Origin of the sequence: Actinomadura sp. KC216, assembly GCF_004348535.1 — a bacterium.
Classification (GTDB): domain Bacteria; phylum Actinomycetota; class Actinomycetes; order Streptosporangiales; family Streptosporangiaceae; genus Spirillospora.
In genome coordinates this window covers 24,190-41,731 of the sequence record NZ_SMJX01000037.1, presented here as the reverse complement: position 1 = coordinate 41,731, position 17,542 = coordinate 24,190, and the positions used below count along the sequence as shown (strand labels likewise).

Here is a 17,542-nt window from a genome sequence, read left to right as displayed (position 1 = left end):
ATCACCCATTCACGGTGGATCTCCCGTCCGGTGCCGTCGTCGGACTCTCGTTCGCAGCCGGTGTCGGGACCGCGCTCGTAGTCACCCGGCTGCACCGGCGCCGCCGGCACCGCACGCCCGCCACCGGCCCTGATCTGAGCCGCAGCGAGCCGCCCCCGCCGCCGACCATCCGACGGCTACGGCGCGTCGACCTCAGCCGTGAAGCCCGAAACACCGATCCTCAACCGCCGCCCGGCGAGCCCAACCGGCTCCACCTGTTTCCGCTGCCATCCAGCGGTCGGATTGTCCTGGGAGTACGTGAAGACCAAGAGATCGCGGTTCCGATCAGCGGACTCGTCGTCGGACTGGAAGGCCCTGGCGGGATCGCGGTCGCCCGAGCACTGCTGCTGACGCTCCTGATGCACGCGGGCGACCACGAAGTGGAGATCATCATCCCTCGCGGCGAGGCTATCCAGGTGCTCGCACTCAACCCCGAACAGGTCGACGAGCTCACCCAGTACGCCCATGCCCTGCACGTCACCGCTGATCTGAATGCGGCAATTCAGCTGCTGGAGTCCGAGCGCATCCACCGTGCTCGTCTGCTCGACACCGCAACCGACAACCAGGACCTAACGGCGATCCGCCACGCCGACCCGACCGAGCCCTTGCCCCGTCTGGTCTTGGTCGCTACCTCCGCCCCGGAGCATCAGCACCGCTTGGAAGCCGTAACGGTGGCGGCAGCCAGCTACGACATCGCCATCATCACGCTCGGCGAACACCCGGCCGGCCCCACGGTGCATCTCGATGACGCGGCACACGTCACCTCCTCGACTGGTGCGGGCAGCGACATTTGGGACGGACTACGCATGTTTCACGTCGAGCAACAGGACGCCGACCAGGTCCTCCAACTGATCCGCAGCGCCCACGGTGCCCCAGAGCGTGAACCAGAATCCCAGCCCGCGACGCAGACGACGACGGTCGCGCGCTCGGCGGTGTCCGTGGCGCGGCCGGTGCCACCGGCACCCCAAGCAGCGCAGTCGATCGGGGATTGCCCTGTCCGTTTGCAGGTTCTAGGGCATCCGACTGTGAGAGTCGACGGCGAAATTCTGGAGACCGGTATACGTGGCAAGGGCCGGGAGTTGCTAACCCATCTGGCCGTCCACGCCGAAGGCGCCAGCCGCGACGCGATCGTGGCGGCGCTGTGGCCGGACGTCGACCACAAACATGCCGTGATGCGCTTTCACGCCCTGCTGCACGAGACCCGCCAGACCCTCAAACGAGCTACCGGACGAATCGACGAGAACTTCATCGTCAGGACCGCGGATCGCTACGCCATCGATCCCGAGCTCATCAGCGTTGACCTGTGGCGTTTCCACACCGCAGTGCATGAGGCGTCACAGGCCGATCGCGACCAGGATCAGGCGGCGTTGCTGCAGGAGGCCGCCGACATCTACCAGGGGCACCTGGCCGCTGAGGCATCATTTGAGCAGGCATACGAATGGATCGAACCCGAGCGGGAGACGCTTCGGCGCCAAGCCGGCGAAGCCTTGATCCACCTGGCCATCCTCTACGAGCGTCACGAACCCGAGCGCGCTCTCAGTGTCCTCGAACGCGCGCGCTCGCTCGACCGCTACGCCGAGGAGATCTACCAGCACATCATGACTCTGCAGGCCAAGCTCGGGCGGTCAGACGCGGTACGGCGCACCTATCGCCTCTTGGAGACCTCCCTGGAGGATCTAGCAGTCGATCCGAGCGAGGAAACTCAACAACTCCTGTGGCGGCTTCTCAACCCTCGTGGCCGTCGCTGAGACCTTAGTAATCAGCCGAAGATTCATCGTCCAAAAATGCGCGCAATAGTGTGTGCCCTGGCATGAGGTCGCCGGGGATGAGCGGTACGTTGAACACCTTGGGCTCGTCGAAGACGGGTTGGCCGCTAGGGCGGCGCGCGTAGGGCACGAGGCCGTAGTCGATACCGTCTTCTTGATCAAAGCCCATCCAGGTGACGCACTCCTCCTCGTCGGCGCGCAACGGGTGAGGGGAGGGGGAACGAGCGGCCACGTCACGCTCGTTGATCACCCAGACCTGGGGGACGGCCAGGACCCATCGGACCGCGGCAACCCGGCGGCCGTGAGCGGCCACTCGTTGCTCGAACGCGACAGCGGCGGCGCGGTCTCGCAGGTAGTCGTAGTCACTGAGGATCAACCTGCGTTCCCCGTCGAGCGCGGCGATCGCCAGGTACTCGTCGGCCAGGATGTGCCGCTCCTGGCGTTCCACCACGTCGAAGAGCACCGCCGCAAGGTCGTCGTTCATCTGGCACCACCCTTCCACCCCATCCATACGGGAGCAAGGTTCCCGGTCGGGAACGGGAGCCGTGGAGGAGCTAGGGGCCGGGCTGGCGATCGGCGTTGCGGGCAGCTACTCGTGACCAAAGTCAACCGGGACGGTCGCGTATGGCAGTGACCAGATGAGCCTTAGCGGTCTTGTAGCCGAAGGCTTACCATGGTGACGATCGGTCTCCTACTGTGTTCTGCTCAACTAGGTAGGGATTAGATCAAAGGGGTCGGTCCCTCCGTATGCGGGGCCGACCCTCTCGACTTCGGTGGCGGTGGCCAGCTCCCGATTCTCTGTGCGCGGGTGACGTGAACGCATTAAATATCATGGCTCGTCGCTGCGACAAATCCTTGGAGTTGGCCGAGGAGTGAGTTCGCAGACCGCTGGGCCTCGCGGAGAATGCTGATCGCTGCTTCAACTCCGTACACCGAATCATCACCCAGTTGAGCAACCTCCGTTGCTGGGGCGGCAAGAGTCACCGAGACGGGAGAGATGATGTGCAGGAGAAATCGGTAACACCAATCATTCCCGTCATCGATGAACTCAATGCCAACCGCAGCGTGTTCGGAATGGGAGAGGACATCCGTTTGCTCGTGGGCTCCCTCGATCAAGCGGGAGACAACGTCCTCCTGGCCGGGCTCGCGGGGCTGCCAGGCAAGATGAACTTGGGGTCCCGCTCCTCCATCTCGATTCCCACTTGGGCAATCGAGACCAGCCAACTCGTGGGCCACGGCAAGCTCGGTCAGCCAGTCCCGCGCCACCTTCTCATTAAGGGCGAAGTCCTTCATCAGTAATCTCCGATTTCGGTTGGTGCAGAAGCTAGCTTCAGCCTTCAACGGCCAGCGACCCCTCGGCCCGACTCCTCTGCAGGCCGCTCGCCGGGCTGAGGCGGACGACATCGCCGACCGGCTCGCCGCGCGCCATGCGGACCGGCGCACTAGAGCGCAGCGTGTGCGGGGTGCGCCGATCCCAGCTCGGTCGGGCTTGGCGGGTGGCCTCGAAGTCATCGACGATCGAGGCGATCGTGCCGTTCGGGTTGCGGGTGAGCCCGTCATGGGCGGTATCGAGTAAGGCGTAGAAGTTGCCCAGGATCGCTGATCTGAGCAGGGAGGTCCGTGACGGCCCCAGCGGGACGGATCCTGGAGACCACGGCGATCGCGGGAGCCAGGCCGACCAGATTGCTGCCCGCCTCGCCCCGTACGAGCTCGGGCTCTCGCGACTACCCGTCCGGTGCCTTTCCTGCCGCCCAGTCGACCTGCACGACCCCTGATCCGCCCCGCCACTGCCGCCTCGGGCCCGGACTGGCGAATCAACGGAGCAGTCCCTGTGCCGCGGATGAAGGGTGATTCGCAACTACGACGGACTACTGGAGCCCTCGTCGCCTTGGGCAGGTCCTTGCTCGCTGCGGGCAGCGGCCAGGTCTTCGGGTGTGATGTCCAGCCGTGCGTGTTCCGGGGGGATGCCCGCCACAATGACCTCACGGAGCAGGCGCGCCATCGTGTAGGACGGGTCGGCAGCCTCGGCACGGTCAAGAGCTACGTTGGCTAGTCCACCGTCTCCACTCGCGAAAGCTGCGTAGGCCAGAAGGCTCGCCGGAGCCGCGACATAAGGCTCCTGTACCCGGCGGGTCAGGTCCTGCCAGAACGCGATGTGCTGGCGCAGGTGGTCGACGTCGATGCGGACCCACGCCTCGTCCCGTAGCCGACTGCTGAGCAGCAGAAGCCCGAGCCAGGCGGCCTCATCGTCGGTGAGCTGGACCCGCTCGCCGCGGATCCGGTCGGCGAGCTCCGCAATGAGCCTCTGGCCTTCCTCCACCACCTGCGCAGCGTTGTCGGCGGGAGTATCGCCAACGGCGATCCGTTCACGCATCCGCTGCTCGGCGCGTTCGGTCGCCTGCCGCATTGCCGTACGCACTGGTCCTTCGAGAGCCGCGACCGAATCGATGAGTTGGTCGCGGTCGCGAAGCACGACGTGTCCGGCAAGCGTCGCCTGTGCGGCGACCATGCTGGTGCTGATGTCATAAGCGGTGCCCTCCGGTGGGCAGCAATCGGGGTCCTGGCACGTGTAGGACCACCAGCGACCCTGGTCGACGCGCAACGCCACCAACACACGCAGTTCGGCCTGCTCTGCGAATTGCAGAACGCTGTTCAGCGCGGGCGTCACCTGCTCCTCGGGTCCGTACCCGAGCAGAAGCACCGAAGACATCTTGTTGCGTTCAAGCATCGACACCAGGCATTCATCGATCGACTCGGCTCCCTCACGGTCGAGATCGCTGGTATCGACGTCGGTGACTCGGCATGCTGGCGTAAGATCTCGCCGCATCACCATCGAACGTCCCTGGTCGGAGATACCGACGACCACCAGGCTGAGCGACGGGTGAAATCCCACCATGTAGGCCGCCAATGCGATCGCGTCCACCGGGGCGGTGACGACAAGGCGTGAGGGCTCCATTCCGTCGCCCACCTTCTCCTCTGTGTCCTTCGACGCGGCAGTAAACGGCCTCGGCTCAGGTTCGCTTGTCATACGAATTCACATCCTCTACGTCGATTGGAAGGGGCAAGAAAAGGAGGGGGACGCATGGGGTCCGTGTTACTGGGCCCCGCCACCTGTACGGAGGTGCGGTCTCCCACTTCCCCGGACATTGCGGAGTTCCACGACGAGCTGTTTGGCCAGCATCGGACGCAAAGCGCTGTGATTGGCCAGTGGCACCATGACATTGCGGGCGTCGGGGAGGCCCCTCCATGGCGGTACAGATCGCCGTGAGCGGCGACCGGTACTGCGGCCCGCTGGCTCTCCCGGGCTTTGGGTGCTGCGTCACGTGCGCTAGCGCTTTGGCCTCGGTTAAGGCAGTTCACTTGGTCAGGCAGGTATGCCACCGGCGCCGTCGAGCCAGAAACAGCGGCGGCAAAAGCGCGAGGCTGAAGCGTTGATCCGTCCGTTGATCAAATCCAGAACAACCTGATTGATGTTAAAGGGCTGGGTTTGTTCAGAAGGGGCCGGTTTGCCGACCGCGTCCGGGCACTTCGGGTTAACATGCCAGCACCAGGTCTCGACCAGCGTCTTACCCCCGGACCGTGTGTATTCCCAATCCTTGCTAACCACCACAGGGAACAGCCGACCGAAACGGCGCAGATTCTCTGCGCGCCGCAGGTTCTGCCGTTGCACGCTGTAGCCGGGGACGACGTCCAGCAGGGTCTCGCTGCTGAGGACCGGGCGCTGATTGATCCTCACCACGACCGCATCGCCACCGTCGTCGGGGACCACCCACCGGCTGTGGCCCACTCGGGGCGGGCCCAAGGACCACACCTGTCCACGCCGCAGGACAACCTTGCCGTCACGGCTTTCCGCGAACGTGACCCAGGCGCCAATCCCGAACTCCTTTGGCTCATACAGCAGTCGGGACCGTTGCGGGCGTCGCCACTTGCGCTCCCTGGGGGACCGGGGTTGCGTACGCGCGTGCACGTCCGCCATGTGTTTTACGAATTCGGACGGACTATCGAATTTCGTGTCGCATAGATGTACCTGGTTGGTGTCGTCTCGGTAGGCGAGTCGACACCGTGCGAAAAATCTCCCGACGACCAGACCACTCTTACGCATGCGTGTATAACCCCCTTCAGGGCGATATAAGGGTGGAAGGGGGTTATTCGATTCAGCTGGCCGACGGTACGCTGAAGCCGTCCCACATACGCATAGCCGTGGTGATGTCCTCGGGGCTCGGTGCGGTGCTACCGGCGAGATCAGCGAAGGTCCAAGACAGCCGAAGCACCTGGTCGAGGCCGCGTGGAGTCAGCCGGCCATCGGAGAGCGCGGCATCGAGCATCGCGGTCGCCTGCGCCGGTGGGGTGAAACGGTGCCGCAGCTCCGGGCCGGGGACCTCGTCGTTGGTGCGCCACGACGTGTCCACCAGCCGGTGCGCGGCGCGGTCACGGGCGGCCTTGACCCGGTCGGCGACGCGCCTGCTGGACTCGACTCCGGCCAGGTCACGGCGAAGATCGGCCTGCGATGCCGGGGCGAGCCGGTGTTTGATTGCGACGCGGTTCAGAAGTGACTGGGGGAGCCGGGCCAGGTAGCGCTGGCGGACGCCGGACGGGCACGTGCACGCCTGCGAGGTCGGTGCCCCGCAAGGACACGGGTGGGCGGCCAGCACCGCGATCGGACGAGCTGGGAAGGCCACGATCCCGCAGTCTCCGCTGACGCGCACCGTCCCGTCCTCAAGAGGCCGGACCAGCGACGCCAGCGTCTGGACGGCGAATTCGGGGACGTCCTCCAGGAACAGCACTCCTCGGTGGGCGAGAGATACCGCCCCAGGGTGAACGGTGTGGCTCCTGCTGCCGCCGAGGATGGCGGCTCGCGACGACGTGTGGTGCGGCGCGCGGAACGGAGGCCGGGTCATCAAGGGCTCGTCGAGAGGGAGACCTCCTACGACGGAGTGAAGGGCGGTCACCTCCAGCGCGGCGTCGTGATCGAGGTCGGGCAACAGGCCGGGCAGCCGCTCGGCGAGCATCGTCGCTCCTGTGCGGATGGGGCCGACCAGAGCGAGGTGGTGACCGCCTGCGGCGGCCACTTCGACCGCCCTGCGCCCGCTGGCGTGCCCTTTTACCTCAGCCAGATCCAGTGCGCCGGGTAGCCCAGCGGCGGGGTGTGCTGTGTGAGGGGTGCCTTCGTGAACGTCGTCGCCGTCATCGGGCGGTGGCAAACCGCGCAGGTGCGCGATCAGCTCGCGCAGCGAGGAGACGCCGATCACCTCGACGCCTGGCACCAGCGATGCCTCAGCGACATTGGCGTCGGGCACGACCACCACGGTCACACCAGCGTCGACGGCCGCTAAGACGGCGGGCAGAACACCGGGCACTGACCGAACCCGACCATCCAGACCCAGCTCACCGATCAGCACCATGCTCATGCACGCCTGGGCGGGGATGGTGCCGCTGGCCGTCAGGATGGCAACGGCGATGGCCAGGTCGAAGCCGCTGCCGTGCTTGGGCAGGCTGATCGGGAAGAAGTTGACCGCGACATGGCGGTGAGGGAAGTGCTGGTCGGAATTGAAGATGGCGGCGCGGGCGCGATCGCGGATCTGGTCACGCGCCGTTTCAGGAAGCCCCATCAGGTGCAATCCAGCCGTCCCATCAGTAATCGACGCTTCGACATCCACCACGGTGCCCTCAACGCCCAGCAGCGCGATCGCGCGAGTACGGCCCATATCCATGGCACATCAATCCTTTCGTTTGCGTAGGGCGAGACGAGCAAGATGCCACAAGGCGGGATCAGCTTCGGTGAAATAAAGGTTCTTCGCTGCTCGTACCAGCGCACAAAGGAAGTTACGAGATTGCTGGTACTCACGGGCGTTACTATCCTGAACACGACGGGACGAGCGGGTGGGTCCATCTCGGGTTGCGTTGGCTAGTGATCAGACCCGGAATGGCGGTTCTTGGCTTGGGTGCGCGTCATCGCCTCCTGGATCTCCTTTGCTGATGCGCGGCCCTCGACCTTGTCATAGGGAATCGTGTCGGTGCTGATCTTCTTGTCCTGCGGAAATTGGCGGCGAGCATCGGCGACGGTGTAGATCCCGCGGGTGACTCCGCCGATCATCCACGGCACCGTGACCGACTTTTTGTTGACCCGCACGACCTCGAACCAGGTGCCGTGCTGCTTCACGAAGTCGCCCACGCTGAAGTCGTTCTTGGTCCAGACCTTCTGCCCGGCCCTTTGCTTGTCGGCAACCACGTCACGCCAGTAGCCAAGCTCTCCGTCGAGTTGGATCAGGTCGGCGGTCCATCGGGCGGCATCGGCGGGTGCGGGGGCCACCTTGCGGTAGATGTCGCCGCTGCGGCGCATGAGCGCGGGGCCACCGTCGTCGTCGATCCATCGGTACTCGCCCTCAAGCAGCCGCACCAGGCGCCGGCGCTGTTGTTCCAGCCGCTCGATGCGGCGCAGCACGGTTGGCAGCGCTTCCCGATGGTGCTGGTGGGCTTGGGCGGCTCGCTGTCTTCCTGCCCAGTACCGGGCCTTGTCCCGTTCGGCCATGGAGGTGTCGTGGGCGCCCATCATCCGCCGGTGCGCGGCGCGCGCCGAGCCGGAGATGAGCGGTTGCCCCAAGGGCCAGTTGTCGGCGGACTGGCGGTAGCGCGCGTACGCCGCCTCGCTGCGCGCCGCCGCGTTGTCTGCGTAGTCGGCGTAGCGGTCCGTGCGCTGGTCGGCGCGTTGGGACCGCTCGGCCTCCTGCCCGGCGAAGCCGGTCGCAGGCAGCGTCGCATCGTCGATGTCGACCTCTACATCGTGCCCAGCCGCCCGCAATGCTTGCGCGGCCTGCTCGATCTCGTACCTCTTGGCCGCTTTGAACCGGCTGGATCGCAGTCCGATCCTGCCGATCGAGGGCATCCACCGCCATCCACACCGCAAGCCGCGCAGGACCTCATAGACGCCGTCGCCCCTTTCCGATCCATCGATCAAGGTCCCGTCTTCACGGTTATGCCTGATCGCAATGGGCATACCAATCCCCCTAACTCCGTACGTATCTGGAATCTGGGCTCAGCTATTCGTCTGATGGCCCTATTCGCCGGGTATTGGCGGGATGCCGCGTTCCAAGCTGAAGATGAGGTTGCTTTGCTCAACGTGATACGAGCCAGTGGTAGCCGTGGTCAGCGGCGTCGCGCAGATTGTTGAGCGCCGTGGTCACCGAAACGTGGCTCATGTTCGGGGCTGAGCATCGAAACCACTGGGACCTGTTGACACTTGGCGTCGCGCCCTTGCGTGTGCGACGAGGTCACAGATCCGGCACGTCTCCCGGTGCGGGCCGTGCGCCCTCCCAGGTGGCGTTGGGCAGCAACTCGTCCAGGAACGCGGTCAGGCTTTTGTGGAGGACCGTGGTGAGGTTGTCGTGGCCGTGCTCGTCGCAGATGATCTCGGCCGATTCGTCTCCGACCCCGTACACCGACCAGGTTCCGTCGGCGTGCAGACTGAGCCACAACGGCGCCCACGCCTCAATCACGCCCGTACAGGCCAAATGACAGCAGCCGACTCGATTGGACCCCCGGAGCATGTCAATTCACCTCGATCCTGCCGGTGAAGACATCGTCCAAATCCAGGCTCAATCCGGAGGTGCAGCGTTCGGCAAGTGCGACCTTGATCATTGCGTCGGCGAATCGCTCGGCCTCGGTGTAGGAGATCCATCGTCGGCCCTCGTCGTCGTACCCGGCCGCAAGCCATGCCTGGATGAGCAGATGACGCGCAGTGTCGGCCTTGGACCGCGCGATGCGCGCCTCGTCGTTCAGTCGCTTCCAGGTATCTGTCGTCCGCGATCGCTGGTGCTTGCTTTCCGCATCGTTCAGCGTAGTTGCCCAACGGGCAGCGTCATCCTCACGCTCGCCTGCCAGCCGGGCAAGTGTCTTGAGCATTTCCCGGACCGCTCGTGGTGAGTCCTCGGTGACCTGACTCTTATAGATCATCGACACGCCTCTCAGATATCTCGGTACAGGAGCGGGCATCCTGGATCCTGATACCACCTGGCTGGAGACCCAGATAAGGGCGGACTTCGTGAAAATTCGTGCGCCGATCCCGGTCTTGCTAAGCGGTCTGAGGAGCGATCGGTTGACCGCAAGCGTCGCAGATCAAGTTGTCTTGCACCGCGTTGTCGGCGATGGTCCAGGGATAGACCTCACCGATCGCGTCAGACCATTCAGGGAATCGGTCGGACAGCTCCAGCCCGGTCCCGATCGGCATGCATGACACGCAGATCAGCTGACCGGCCTGCCATTGCCAGGCGATGAGGTGTTTGATGGTGTCGCCGTTGGTGGCTTGCCATCCGGATGATGCAGGCCAGTTGAAACTCACTAGTCCTTCCCCCTTTCTTAGATTGCCCTTGGTGGCCCGCGCGGTGCCTGATTCCTGGGCTGCGTTCGCCTCATTGAGTCGCGCACCCCTAGGGCGGTTCTCGATATCACGCACCCGGCATCCGCATGTCGGTTCACCGAAGGCGGCCCCGACTGACGTTCTCGAACGCGATCAGGATCTCCACGGTTGCGTGCCGTGTTCGCCCTCGTGGGTGGCGGTGATGTCGATGGGGGTGTGATCGGTAATAGGCCGCCAGCCGACCGGTTCGCACGACAGCCAAAGCAGCCCGATCTTGACCACGTCTCCGACGCTGAGCGAGCGAAGGCGGCGGCGATAATAGTCCGCGCTGAGTTCATGGACCTCGTTGCCGATCTGAAACGCCGTCTCTGCGAAGAGAATCGGCTCGGTGCTCTCGTTGGCTTCCATGGGAAACTCGAACACTTTCACCACGGGATGACCTTGCCGGTAGCCATCAAAACCCAGCGGTCTGCCCGCTGTGTCTTTCGATACGTTGTGGTATATCTCGACCGTTACGGTAACGTTCACGACGTCCCCTTTCTGAAGCGAGAAGCCACCTGGCAGCGGTTCAGGAGATCACCGATGCGTATTTGTGTGGCTTGTTCTGTGAGGGGCTGGCGGTTCTCGGCCGCATGTTCCGCCTTGGCGACACCTGGCCTCCAAGCGGGGCACTGTGGGCTACAGCGGGGGCAGGGTGGTGACGGTGGCCTTTGGGTGCGCGGCTCGCGCTCGCTCCAGGCAGGGAGCGCAGAAGGCTGCGTCGGTCAGGGTGGGCTGTGCATCGGGCCTGGTCCGGTCAGGCTCGCTCCATGTGAGGATCGCCACTGGGGCGGCTAGGTCATCGGGCTCGCCGCAGTGGGTGTCGTCCTGACACCACACTTCCGACCAGGTCCACGCCTTCCACCCGATCGCGTACCTGCCGTCGTGGTCGGGCTCAATCCGTTCGGGCTCGTACCCCTCCTGGTCCTCGCTTCCCGGGACCCGGCAAATGATCACGTCCTCTTGCCAGGACAACTCCCTGGCGTCCTCGTAAGGGCCTCGCTGATTGGTTGTGCTGACAGCCTCGACGACTCGTTCGGCAACCTGTCTGGTGAAACGCGGGCAGGCGGCACCGTTCCACGATGTCCAAGTCGCAACTTCGGCGGGAAAGACATCGTGACCATCGATCGTCACGTATGCCTTGACCCAGCCATTCATGGCTTCACTCCTCACGGCTTCCTTTGGTCCGTAGCATCCGATGGTCGACGCGTCTTTGTGGCATCACGTACGGTCGACTGATATTTCGCTCCTAAGGCCTTGCCCTTATTGCCGTTCAATTCGCGGCGCACATTGCCAGGTAACACGTGATTGGGTGTGGCGCAGCTGCGGCTCGGTGAGGTGCTGTGCCGCACCGGGCACGGGCACCCCACCGAGACTCGTTCCGGGCGGGGAGCTAGGCAGCAAGGAGCTTCGGGTCGCTCTGCACGGTGGCCAGCGTGTGCAGGGTGGTCTGGTCGAGCTCGTCGACGCCGCCGGTGACGGCGCGGAGCATGTTCCGTTCGGCTCGTACCGCGCCGCGGACGGTCTGCTCGTGGTGGGTGTAGGTGTTGACCGCTTGGACCACGCCCCAGGCGGTGCCCTTCCACGGCGCGACCCGGTTGTCGTGGTTCCACAGCCGGGCCAGGGTGTCGCGCTTGTTCTCGGCCAGGGTGCGCGAGCGGCCCGGCTCGTCGGGCATCGGCACGTGGGCGTCCAGGAACGCGCTCCACTCGGCGTCGCTGACGCTGGTGCGGCAGAGTGCGGTGACCTCGGCGGTGAAGTCGTCGGCGACCTCGTAGATGATATTGAGCGCCTCGCGGGCCTCGCCGATGCGCAGCTTGGAGTGCCGTGAGTGCTTGATCTTGATCTGCTGGCCGGTCTCGCCCAGTCCGGCCGCCATCGTGTTGTCGCACACGATGCTGGTCACGGCCCGCTTGAACGTGGTGGCCAGCGACCCGTCGAAGCTCGTTGCGCCGAACAGGTGGGGACGAAACTGCACCCCTTCCGGGGTCGTGACGTTGTCAGGGACCTCGACCGACACCCACGCGACCGCGCCGTTCCTGAGCAGTCCAGCCGATCCGATCGACAGGTCGTCGTCCAGCAGCGTGGCGATGGTGTTGATCAGCCACTCGTTGTATTCGTGTGGCTGGTAGGAGTCGGTGAAGATTCCCATCGTGTGGCCAGTGTCGGAGCGTTGGATGGCCTTGCGGTCTGGGAGCGGGGCCAGCTTGAGCACTCCGGTATCAGTGATCGCTTCCACTGAGCCAGGGATCGGGACGTGCCCGTTCGGCGTCCACTCCATCCCCGAGGAGGGGACATAGATCGGCTGCTCGACCGGTTCCCAGTTGAACAGCCGACGGCTGACGTCGCCGACTGGTATGGCGCCCGGATAGTGGTTGGGTTCGGCACTCTGCAGATCGGCCCGGTAGTGCCAAGCCGTGCCGCGCTTGTCGGTGAACCCGATCAGCGTGTTCTCGTTCAGCCACTTCACGGTCTCTTTGGACATGCGGAACTCCCTTTCCATGGGAAGGACCCGGGACGCCGCGGGCCAGCGCGTGGGCGGCCCAGCAAGGGGCGGACGGCTGCATGGGCGGCCCCGCGTGGGCGGCGACGCCCCGGGAGACAAGCACGCCCGAGGGCCCAAGCACTCGGGGCGTTAGCGGCCAGCCGATGCGGCGCTGGTCGGGCGTTTCGCCGCTGGGCTGGACGTGGACGGGCGGTCAGGAATGGAACTGCCAGGTCCCGGGATGGGGCCCGTCCAGCGGGTAGGACGCGGTGTGGTCGCCGTCGGGGCATTTCGGGTCGTCAGGCAGGTAGGTCCAGGCCCTGCCGTCGTCGTTGATCACGGCGCGGCACCCGTCCCGGGTGCACCGTCGCCGCACCGGGTGGAAGACGATCCCGTAGAGGAATCCCGACTCGCAGTGGACCAGCAGTGACAGATCACCATCGCGGGTGACGTAAGTCCGGGCACCCAGGCCCATCGCGAACAGTCGGGATAGACCGTGTTGCCAGGTGGTGACCGCCTCGCGGTATTCCTGCGAGTCGATGCCAAAGCTGGCGGCGAGCCGATCGCAGTGCGCACTTGCGGCGGCGATGACGTCGGTGGCCTCTCGCGTGACGGTGACCACATGCTCAAAGGGGCGCTGATCGACTCGCTCAACCGGCGGGACGGGCGCGTCCGGGTTCTGGCAGCTGCACGGCATCACGTCGATCAGCTCCAGCGCCAGCAGGGCGCGGGCGCCGAAGGCGTCGGCCCGGTCCAGCGCCGCGTCGCAGATCGACTGCCATTGCGTCTGCGGGATGGCGAATTGGTCGGGAAAGAGCTGGCGGTCGCGGTTGTAGTCGTCCAGCGACTCGCCCAGCGGCGCCAGCAAGGCGGTGAACACCGCGCGCGCCACCCTGGCGACGATCTCAACAGGACCTCCGGCGGCCTCGATCTCTTCCCTGATGGCGATCAGCTCGTCAGGGGTCAGGGCCCGTTGCGCGCGGTAGGTCGTGGTTGAAGACAAAGGGGCTCCTTTCTCCGGGCTGGGGCCGGTGACGGTGCTTGGCTGGTCATCGGGCAAAGTCAGTGCGACGGGGAGGAGCCGTTCTCCTCCCGGCAATGCGACGTCACGTCCCTGGATGTCGCGCCTGGTGCGCGGTCACCGGCTCTGGTTTGCCCTGGTGACGAGCGCCCTGAGCGAGAAGAAGGGCCGCGGCTGCGTGGCTTTGATGTCGGCCTGCTCGCGGACCTCGGACCAGGCAGCCGGTGACGATGCGGGTAGTGCGGGCCCGCAGGTCGATGTGGATGCGGGCATCCACGACGATGGCGCCGAGCCCTGGTGGACGGCAGTGCAGTGTCGCCTTGGCCGTCACCCCCGCGTAGATGCCAGGGCGCTGCAGGACGTATTCGTCGCGCTAGGCGCGGTAATCAGTGAACTCCCAGCGGGCACCGAACCTCCGGTTCACGGTGGGCAAGGAAGCTTGTCGCCGCCGAAGATCCGCACCTGGTATTCCTGGTCTTCATCCAGGACCACGATCGGCAGTTCGGTGACACCGTCGCGTTGGGCGCGGGCGATGCGATGCCAGCCGTCGATGATCATTGCTGCGCCGTCGAGCTCGCGGAGCCGCACCGCAATGATCGGGCGGTCCAGAGCGACGGTGGGGATGTGATCCTCGTTCAGCGCGATCGCGCCGAGCCATCCGAACCACGGCTTCGGGTCGACCCGCTGAACTGGAAGTTCGGCCGCGATCTCCTGGGCCTTGGTGATATCCCACCGCCAGGACAGGAATTGAAACACTTCGTGATCGCTCATCGGCTCCCTCCGTGTGTGATTGCGATCGGTAGCGGCGTCTCCAGAACGCTCGCCGGGGCAGCGTGCGCCTGGCATCACGTCGCTGCGGCCGAACAAGGGGCCTGCGGGCCCGGTCGGTTACGGTGTCTGGCCGGTCAAGGGGGACCAGCGGTGGCCGTCCCACATCTCCCAGCGGGCGCCGTCGGGCACGGGCACGTCGGCAAGGTGCGCGATCAGGGCGGCGCGCTGGGTGTCCGTTGCCGGCGGGGCGACCTCGACCACGTTGAGCGGGTATCGATCCACGACGATCGCGCGGATCAGGGTCCGCCGCAGCCGTGTCGCGCTGGCGAGGCGCCGAGCGAGGTCGTACTCGTCGACCAGGCAATCCAGCACCTCACCGACGTCTACCGGTTGGCCGCCATGTCGGCACTGCGCGGCGAACGCTTCCATGTCCCGCAACGTGAAAATGTCGCTCGCTCCGGGTTGGAAACTCGTGGGACCACCGCGCCCGTTGTTCTCGGCGACGCCGACGATTCGCCGTCCCACCGCCAAGACAGCGGTGAAGGAAACGCCACTGGCGTGCATGGCCTCCCGCAGGCTGACGACGTGCAGGTCGGTATGCGGCACGCTAAGGCTGCTATGTGGAAGTTCGATCATCAGCAGATCACCCTCCTGTGCTGTGGTGTCGGCCCTTGCCCGGAGGTCGCTTGGTCGGCTTCACGAACAGCCGGGGAGGCTGGGCAACCACACCAGCGGCCGGGCACCGTCATGGCGACGGGTGGCGCGGCAGTCGAGGGCCTGGCGCACGGTCATTGCGGCCCGGAGTTGCCGGGCGGTGACCCTGTTCGGCCTCCCGGCGTACGTGGTGTTCTCAAATGGGGTGACGTACCTCTACGCGTAGCCCGTCGGTTCCTTGGGGGACATCCAGCGTCACGCTGTAATCGCTCACGGATTCCGCCTCCCGTGCGTGTGGTGAAGTGCGTTGAGCAGGGACGGGAGGAGTCGAACCCCACCTTCTGGGCGTCCGCCCAGGACCACGTTCCCGACAGCGGCTTTCGCCCCTTCGGGTTCCGTCCCCATGAGGCGCTCCCGGAAGGAGCGCACCCGCTCGGCCAGGAAGCGGGACAGGTCAGGTCCCGACCTCGGCGGTCAGCGGGGCTTGGCAACGCGGGCAGAAGAGCCCGTCGCGCGCCCATCCGTCCTCGTCCTCACGAGTCAGGTCGGTCCATATGACGCGCTCATGTCCGGTGTCCAGCGTGAACTCGCAGGCGGTGCAGCCGATCTGGACCTCGGTGGAGTTGACTGCGATGACGTACGACGGTTCCTCGCACGTGATCGCGCGCACCTCGACGCTGGCGTTCATGAACCCACGCGCACCGGATTCGATGGTCAAGAACCGGCGTCCGTCGGTAATATCCCACACGGTGCCGCCGAAGTCCTCGGACAGATGGTTCTCAAAGTTGCAGGTACAGAACGAGTAGTCGGTGGATACCTCGTCGGTGTCGATTCCGAGTGCGGTCGCCAGCGCGTGGTGCAGCACTTTCTGCGAATCGCGCTCGTGGAGCAGGCTGTACCACCGTTCGGACTGGTAGTAGGCGTGCTCGTCGACGAAGGCGTCCAACGCCTCGTTCAGGGCGTCCTCGACCTTGCGGTCGACCGGACCGATAGCCTCCAGGAACTCGCCGGTGTCCACTGTGAAGGTCACATCGTCGAGGCGGTGGACGTCGATGCTCACCTCGATCGTTGTCATGGAATCCCTCCCGCAGATGGGGAGTCCCGCAGGTCCCGTCCCCCCTTCGAGACCTGCGGGACCGGATCGGAAAGAGTGCGTTTGCGGGCTCGCGGCAGCAGCGGCTCGGCGTAGGTCCCGAACGTTGCGGTGTCAGGAAGCGTCTGCACGTACGAGCGCACCGGAACCCCCGTTCGTCTGGACGTCGCATGCCAAAGCCGAGCGTCGGCGCGCCGATTGGTCGGGGTCCCGCAGGTCCCCACCCCCTCGCCAGAGACCTGCGGGACGATCAGGCGGGCCCTGTACGGGTCCGCGCGGCGCATGAGCCGGATCCTTGGAGTAGTTGTCGGCCTCAGGCGGCCGCCTGGTCGATCAGGTCGGGGTAGGAGCCGCTGTCGAACGCCTGTACGAACTTCTTCGTGGCCTCGGGCTGCTCCGCGCCGACCTCGCGGTACCCGCCGGTGTCGGATTCCTCGATCTCCACGACGACTTCCCCGGTAGAGACGCGGGCCTTCACCTGGGCCGACGGCATCCGCTGGCGGGCATGGTCGGCGACGTAACGGGCCAGGGGGCAGTCGTATCGGCTGGCTTGCTGACCAGTGACTTTCGCGTTGCGGAGGGTCGCGTGAATCTGATCGGGGCTGTCACCGAGTCCGGTCAGCAGCTCAGACAGCCACTGCTCGGTGATCGCGTCGCCGGTGGGTGTGGACATGGTGGATTCCCCCTCATCGATTGCCCGCCCGCACGGGGCGCGAGCGGCGGCTGCGTGCCTTGACCCGGTCACGGGCCGGACGTGCTCATGCCTCTGGCAAGGGAGAGGGTGGGGCCAGACCGAGAACCGGTATCGGCGGGTGTGCAGAGGTGACCGGATGAGCGCCGTGGCGCCCCATGGTCGAGGAGATGCTCGAAGGCGACAATGGCGGAGCGGAATGGGCGCGCTTTAGGCGGCGACTGTTGCTGCCCCGTGCTGCTGTATCAGATGAGCTTGGCTACGCGGCAATAGCTGAGCAGTCTCCACACTCGTCGTCCGGAGGGCAGATCTTCACGGGCTTTGCTCGGGTTGGTTCGCCAAGAATATTTTGCACGCGGCGCACGATCTCCGCAGCTTGGTCATCCGAGCCGTGCCAATCGCTGAAAGCGCCGCCCTCGTGGTTCTCTTTATGTGAAATGCGCCAGCAATCCGCGTCCCACTCTCTGATATCCCGTGCTAGTTCGTTGAGTTGGTCTCGTAGCTGAATCAGTCGCTTGTTCTTGTTCATTTGCTATCGGGGACCTTTATGGGTTGGCCTCCTTAGGGTCTATAAATCGCTCCCAAGTCCCGCGCCTACTTCAATAGAAAGGGTGCGTGAAACAGTTGGCG

At 65.3% G+C, this 17,542-nt stretch carries 19 protein-coding genes; 1 reads left to right on the top strand and 18 read right to left on the bottom strand.

Going from position 1 to position 17,542, the window contains the following annotated elements:
• A partial coding sequence (locus E1264_RS09275) for a BTAD domain-containing putative transcriptional regulator (RefSeq protein ID WP_207935810.1) occupies positions 1 to 1,787 on the top strand: 1,787 nt, incomplete at its 5' end.
• 4 nt (positions 1,788 to 1,791) lie between these two features.
• On the opposite strand, the gene E1264_RS09270 is transcribed toward E1264_RS09275, so the two are convergent.
• From E1264_RS09270 to E1264_RS09190, 18 genes are all read right to left on the bottom strand, one after another.
• A complete protein-coding gene (locus E1264_RS09270; RefSeq protein ID WP_132171647.1) occupies positions 1,792 to 2,289 on the bottom strand; it encodes a hypothetical protein in 498 nt (165 codons plus the stop codon).
• A 338-nt stretch (positions 2,290 to 2,627) separates the two neighbouring features.
• Positions 2,628 to 3,098, bottom strand: a complete 471-nt coding sequence (locus tag E1264_RS09265) for a hypothetical protein (RefSeq protein ID WP_132171645.1) — start codon at positions 3,096 to 3,098, stop codon at positions 2,628 to 2,630.
• Positions 3,099 to 3,663: 565 nt separating this feature from the next.
• On the bottom strand, positions 3,664 to 4,761 hold the full coding sequence (locus E1264_RS09260; protein WP_165964082.1) for a DUF4192 domain-containing protein: 1,098 nt from the start codon (positions 4,759 to 4,761) through the stop codon (positions 3,664 to 3,666).
• Positions 4,762 to 5,169: 408 nt separating this feature from the next.
• Positions 5,170 to 5,574 (bottom strand): hypothetical protein, encoded by a 405-nt coding sequence (locus tag E1264_RS09255; protein WP_132171641.1) that lies wholly within the window; start codon positions 5,572 to 5,574, stop codon positions 5,170 to 5,172.
• A 385-nt stretch (positions 5,575 to 5,959) separates the two neighbouring features.
• The gene (locus E1264_RS09250; RefSeq protein WP_132171639.1) at positions 5,960 to 7,516 is read right to left on the bottom strand and encodes a YifB family Mg chelatase-like AAA ATPase; all 1,557 of its coding nucleotides are present in this window, start codon (positions 7,514 to 7,516) and stop codon (positions 5,960 to 5,962) included.
• Between the two features lie 194 nt (positions 7,517 to 7,710).
• Positions 7,711 to 8,799 carry a DUF3560 domain-containing protein gene (locus E1264_RS09245; protein WP_132171637.1) on the bottom strand — a complete coding sequence of 363 codons (1,089 nt, stop codon included), beginning with the start codon at positions 8,797 to 8,799 and terminating at the stop codon, positions 7,711 to 7,713.
• Between the two features lie 274 nt (positions 8,800 to 9,073).
• A complete protein-coding gene (locus E1264_RS43230; RefSeq protein WP_165964081.1) occupies positions 9,074 to 9,241 on the bottom strand; it encodes a hypothetical protein in 168 nt (55 codons plus the stop codon).
• A gap of 109 nt (positions 9,242 to 9,350) precedes the next feature.
• Positions 9,351 to 9,761, bottom strand: coding sequence for a hypothetical protein (locus E1264_RS09240; protein ID WP_132171635.1), 411 nt, complete (start codon positions 9,759 to 9,761; stop codon positions 9,351 to 9,353).
• A gap of 112 nt (positions 9,762 to 9,873) precedes the next feature.
• Positions 9,874 to 10,254 (bottom strand): hypothetical protein, encoded by a 381-nt coding sequence (locus E1264_RS09235; protein ID WP_132171633.1) that lies wholly within the window; start codon positions 10,252 to 10,254, stop codon positions 9,874 to 9,876.
• A gap of 57 nt (positions 10,255 to 10,311) precedes the next feature.
• A complete protein-coding gene (locus E1264_RS09230) occupies positions 10,312 to 10,686 on the bottom strand; it encodes a hypothetical protein (RefSeq protein ID WP_132171631.1) in 375 nt (124 codons plus the stop codon).
• Between the two features lie 150 nt (positions 10,687 to 10,836).
• On the bottom strand, positions 10,837 to 11,355 hold the full coding sequence (locus E1264_RS09225; protein WP_132171629.1) for a hypothetical protein: 519 nt from the start codon (positions 11,353 to 11,355) through the stop codon (positions 10,837 to 10,839).
• A gap of 235 nt (positions 11,356 to 11,590) precedes the next feature.
• Positions 11,591 to 12,682: a DUF932 domain-containing protein gene (locus E1264_RS09220; RefSeq protein ID WP_132171627.1), complete on the bottom strand. Its 1,092-nt coding sequence runs from the start codon at positions 12,680 to 12,682 to the stop codon at positions 11,591 to 11,593.
• Positions 12,683 to 12,896: 214 nt separating this feature from the next.
• Positions 12,897 to 13,685 carry a hypothetical protein gene (locus E1264_RS09215; RefSeq protein ID WP_132171625.1) on the bottom strand — a complete coding sequence of 263 codons (789 nt, stop codon included), beginning with the start codon at positions 13,683 to 13,685 and terminating at the stop codon, positions 12,897 to 12,899.
• Between the two features lie 438 nt (positions 13,686 to 14,123).
• A complete protein-coding gene (locus E1264_RS09210; RefSeq protein WP_165964080.1) occupies positions 14,124 to 14,474 on the bottom strand; it encodes a ParB N-terminal domain-containing protein in 351 nt (116 codons plus the stop codon).
• 117 nt (positions 14,475 to 14,591) lie between these two features.
• Positions 14,592 to 15,110: a hypothetical protein gene (locus E1264_RS09205; RefSeq protein WP_132171621.1), complete on the bottom strand. Its 519-nt coding sequence runs from the start codon at positions 15,108 to 15,110 to the stop codon at positions 14,592 to 14,594.
• A 472-nt stretch (positions 15,111 to 15,582) separates the two neighbouring features.
• A complete protein-coding gene (locus tag E1264_RS09200) occupies positions 15,583 to 16,203 on the bottom strand; it encodes a hypothetical protein (RefSeq protein ID WP_132171619.1) in 621 nt (206 codons plus the stop codon).
• Positions 16,204 to 16,534: 331 nt separating this feature from the next.
• On the bottom strand, positions 16,535 to 16,894 hold the full coding sequence (locus tag E1264_RS09195) for a hypothetical protein (protein WP_132171617.1): 360 nt from the start codon (positions 16,892 to 16,894) through the stop codon (positions 16,535 to 16,537).
• Between the two features lie 277 nt (positions 16,895 to 17,171).
• A complete protein-coding gene (locus E1264_RS09190; RefSeq protein ID WP_132171615.1) occupies positions 17,172 to 17,441 on the bottom strand; it encodes a hypothetical protein in 270 nt (89 codons plus the stop codon).
• Between the last annotated feature and the right edge of the window lie 101 nt (positions 17,442 to 17,542).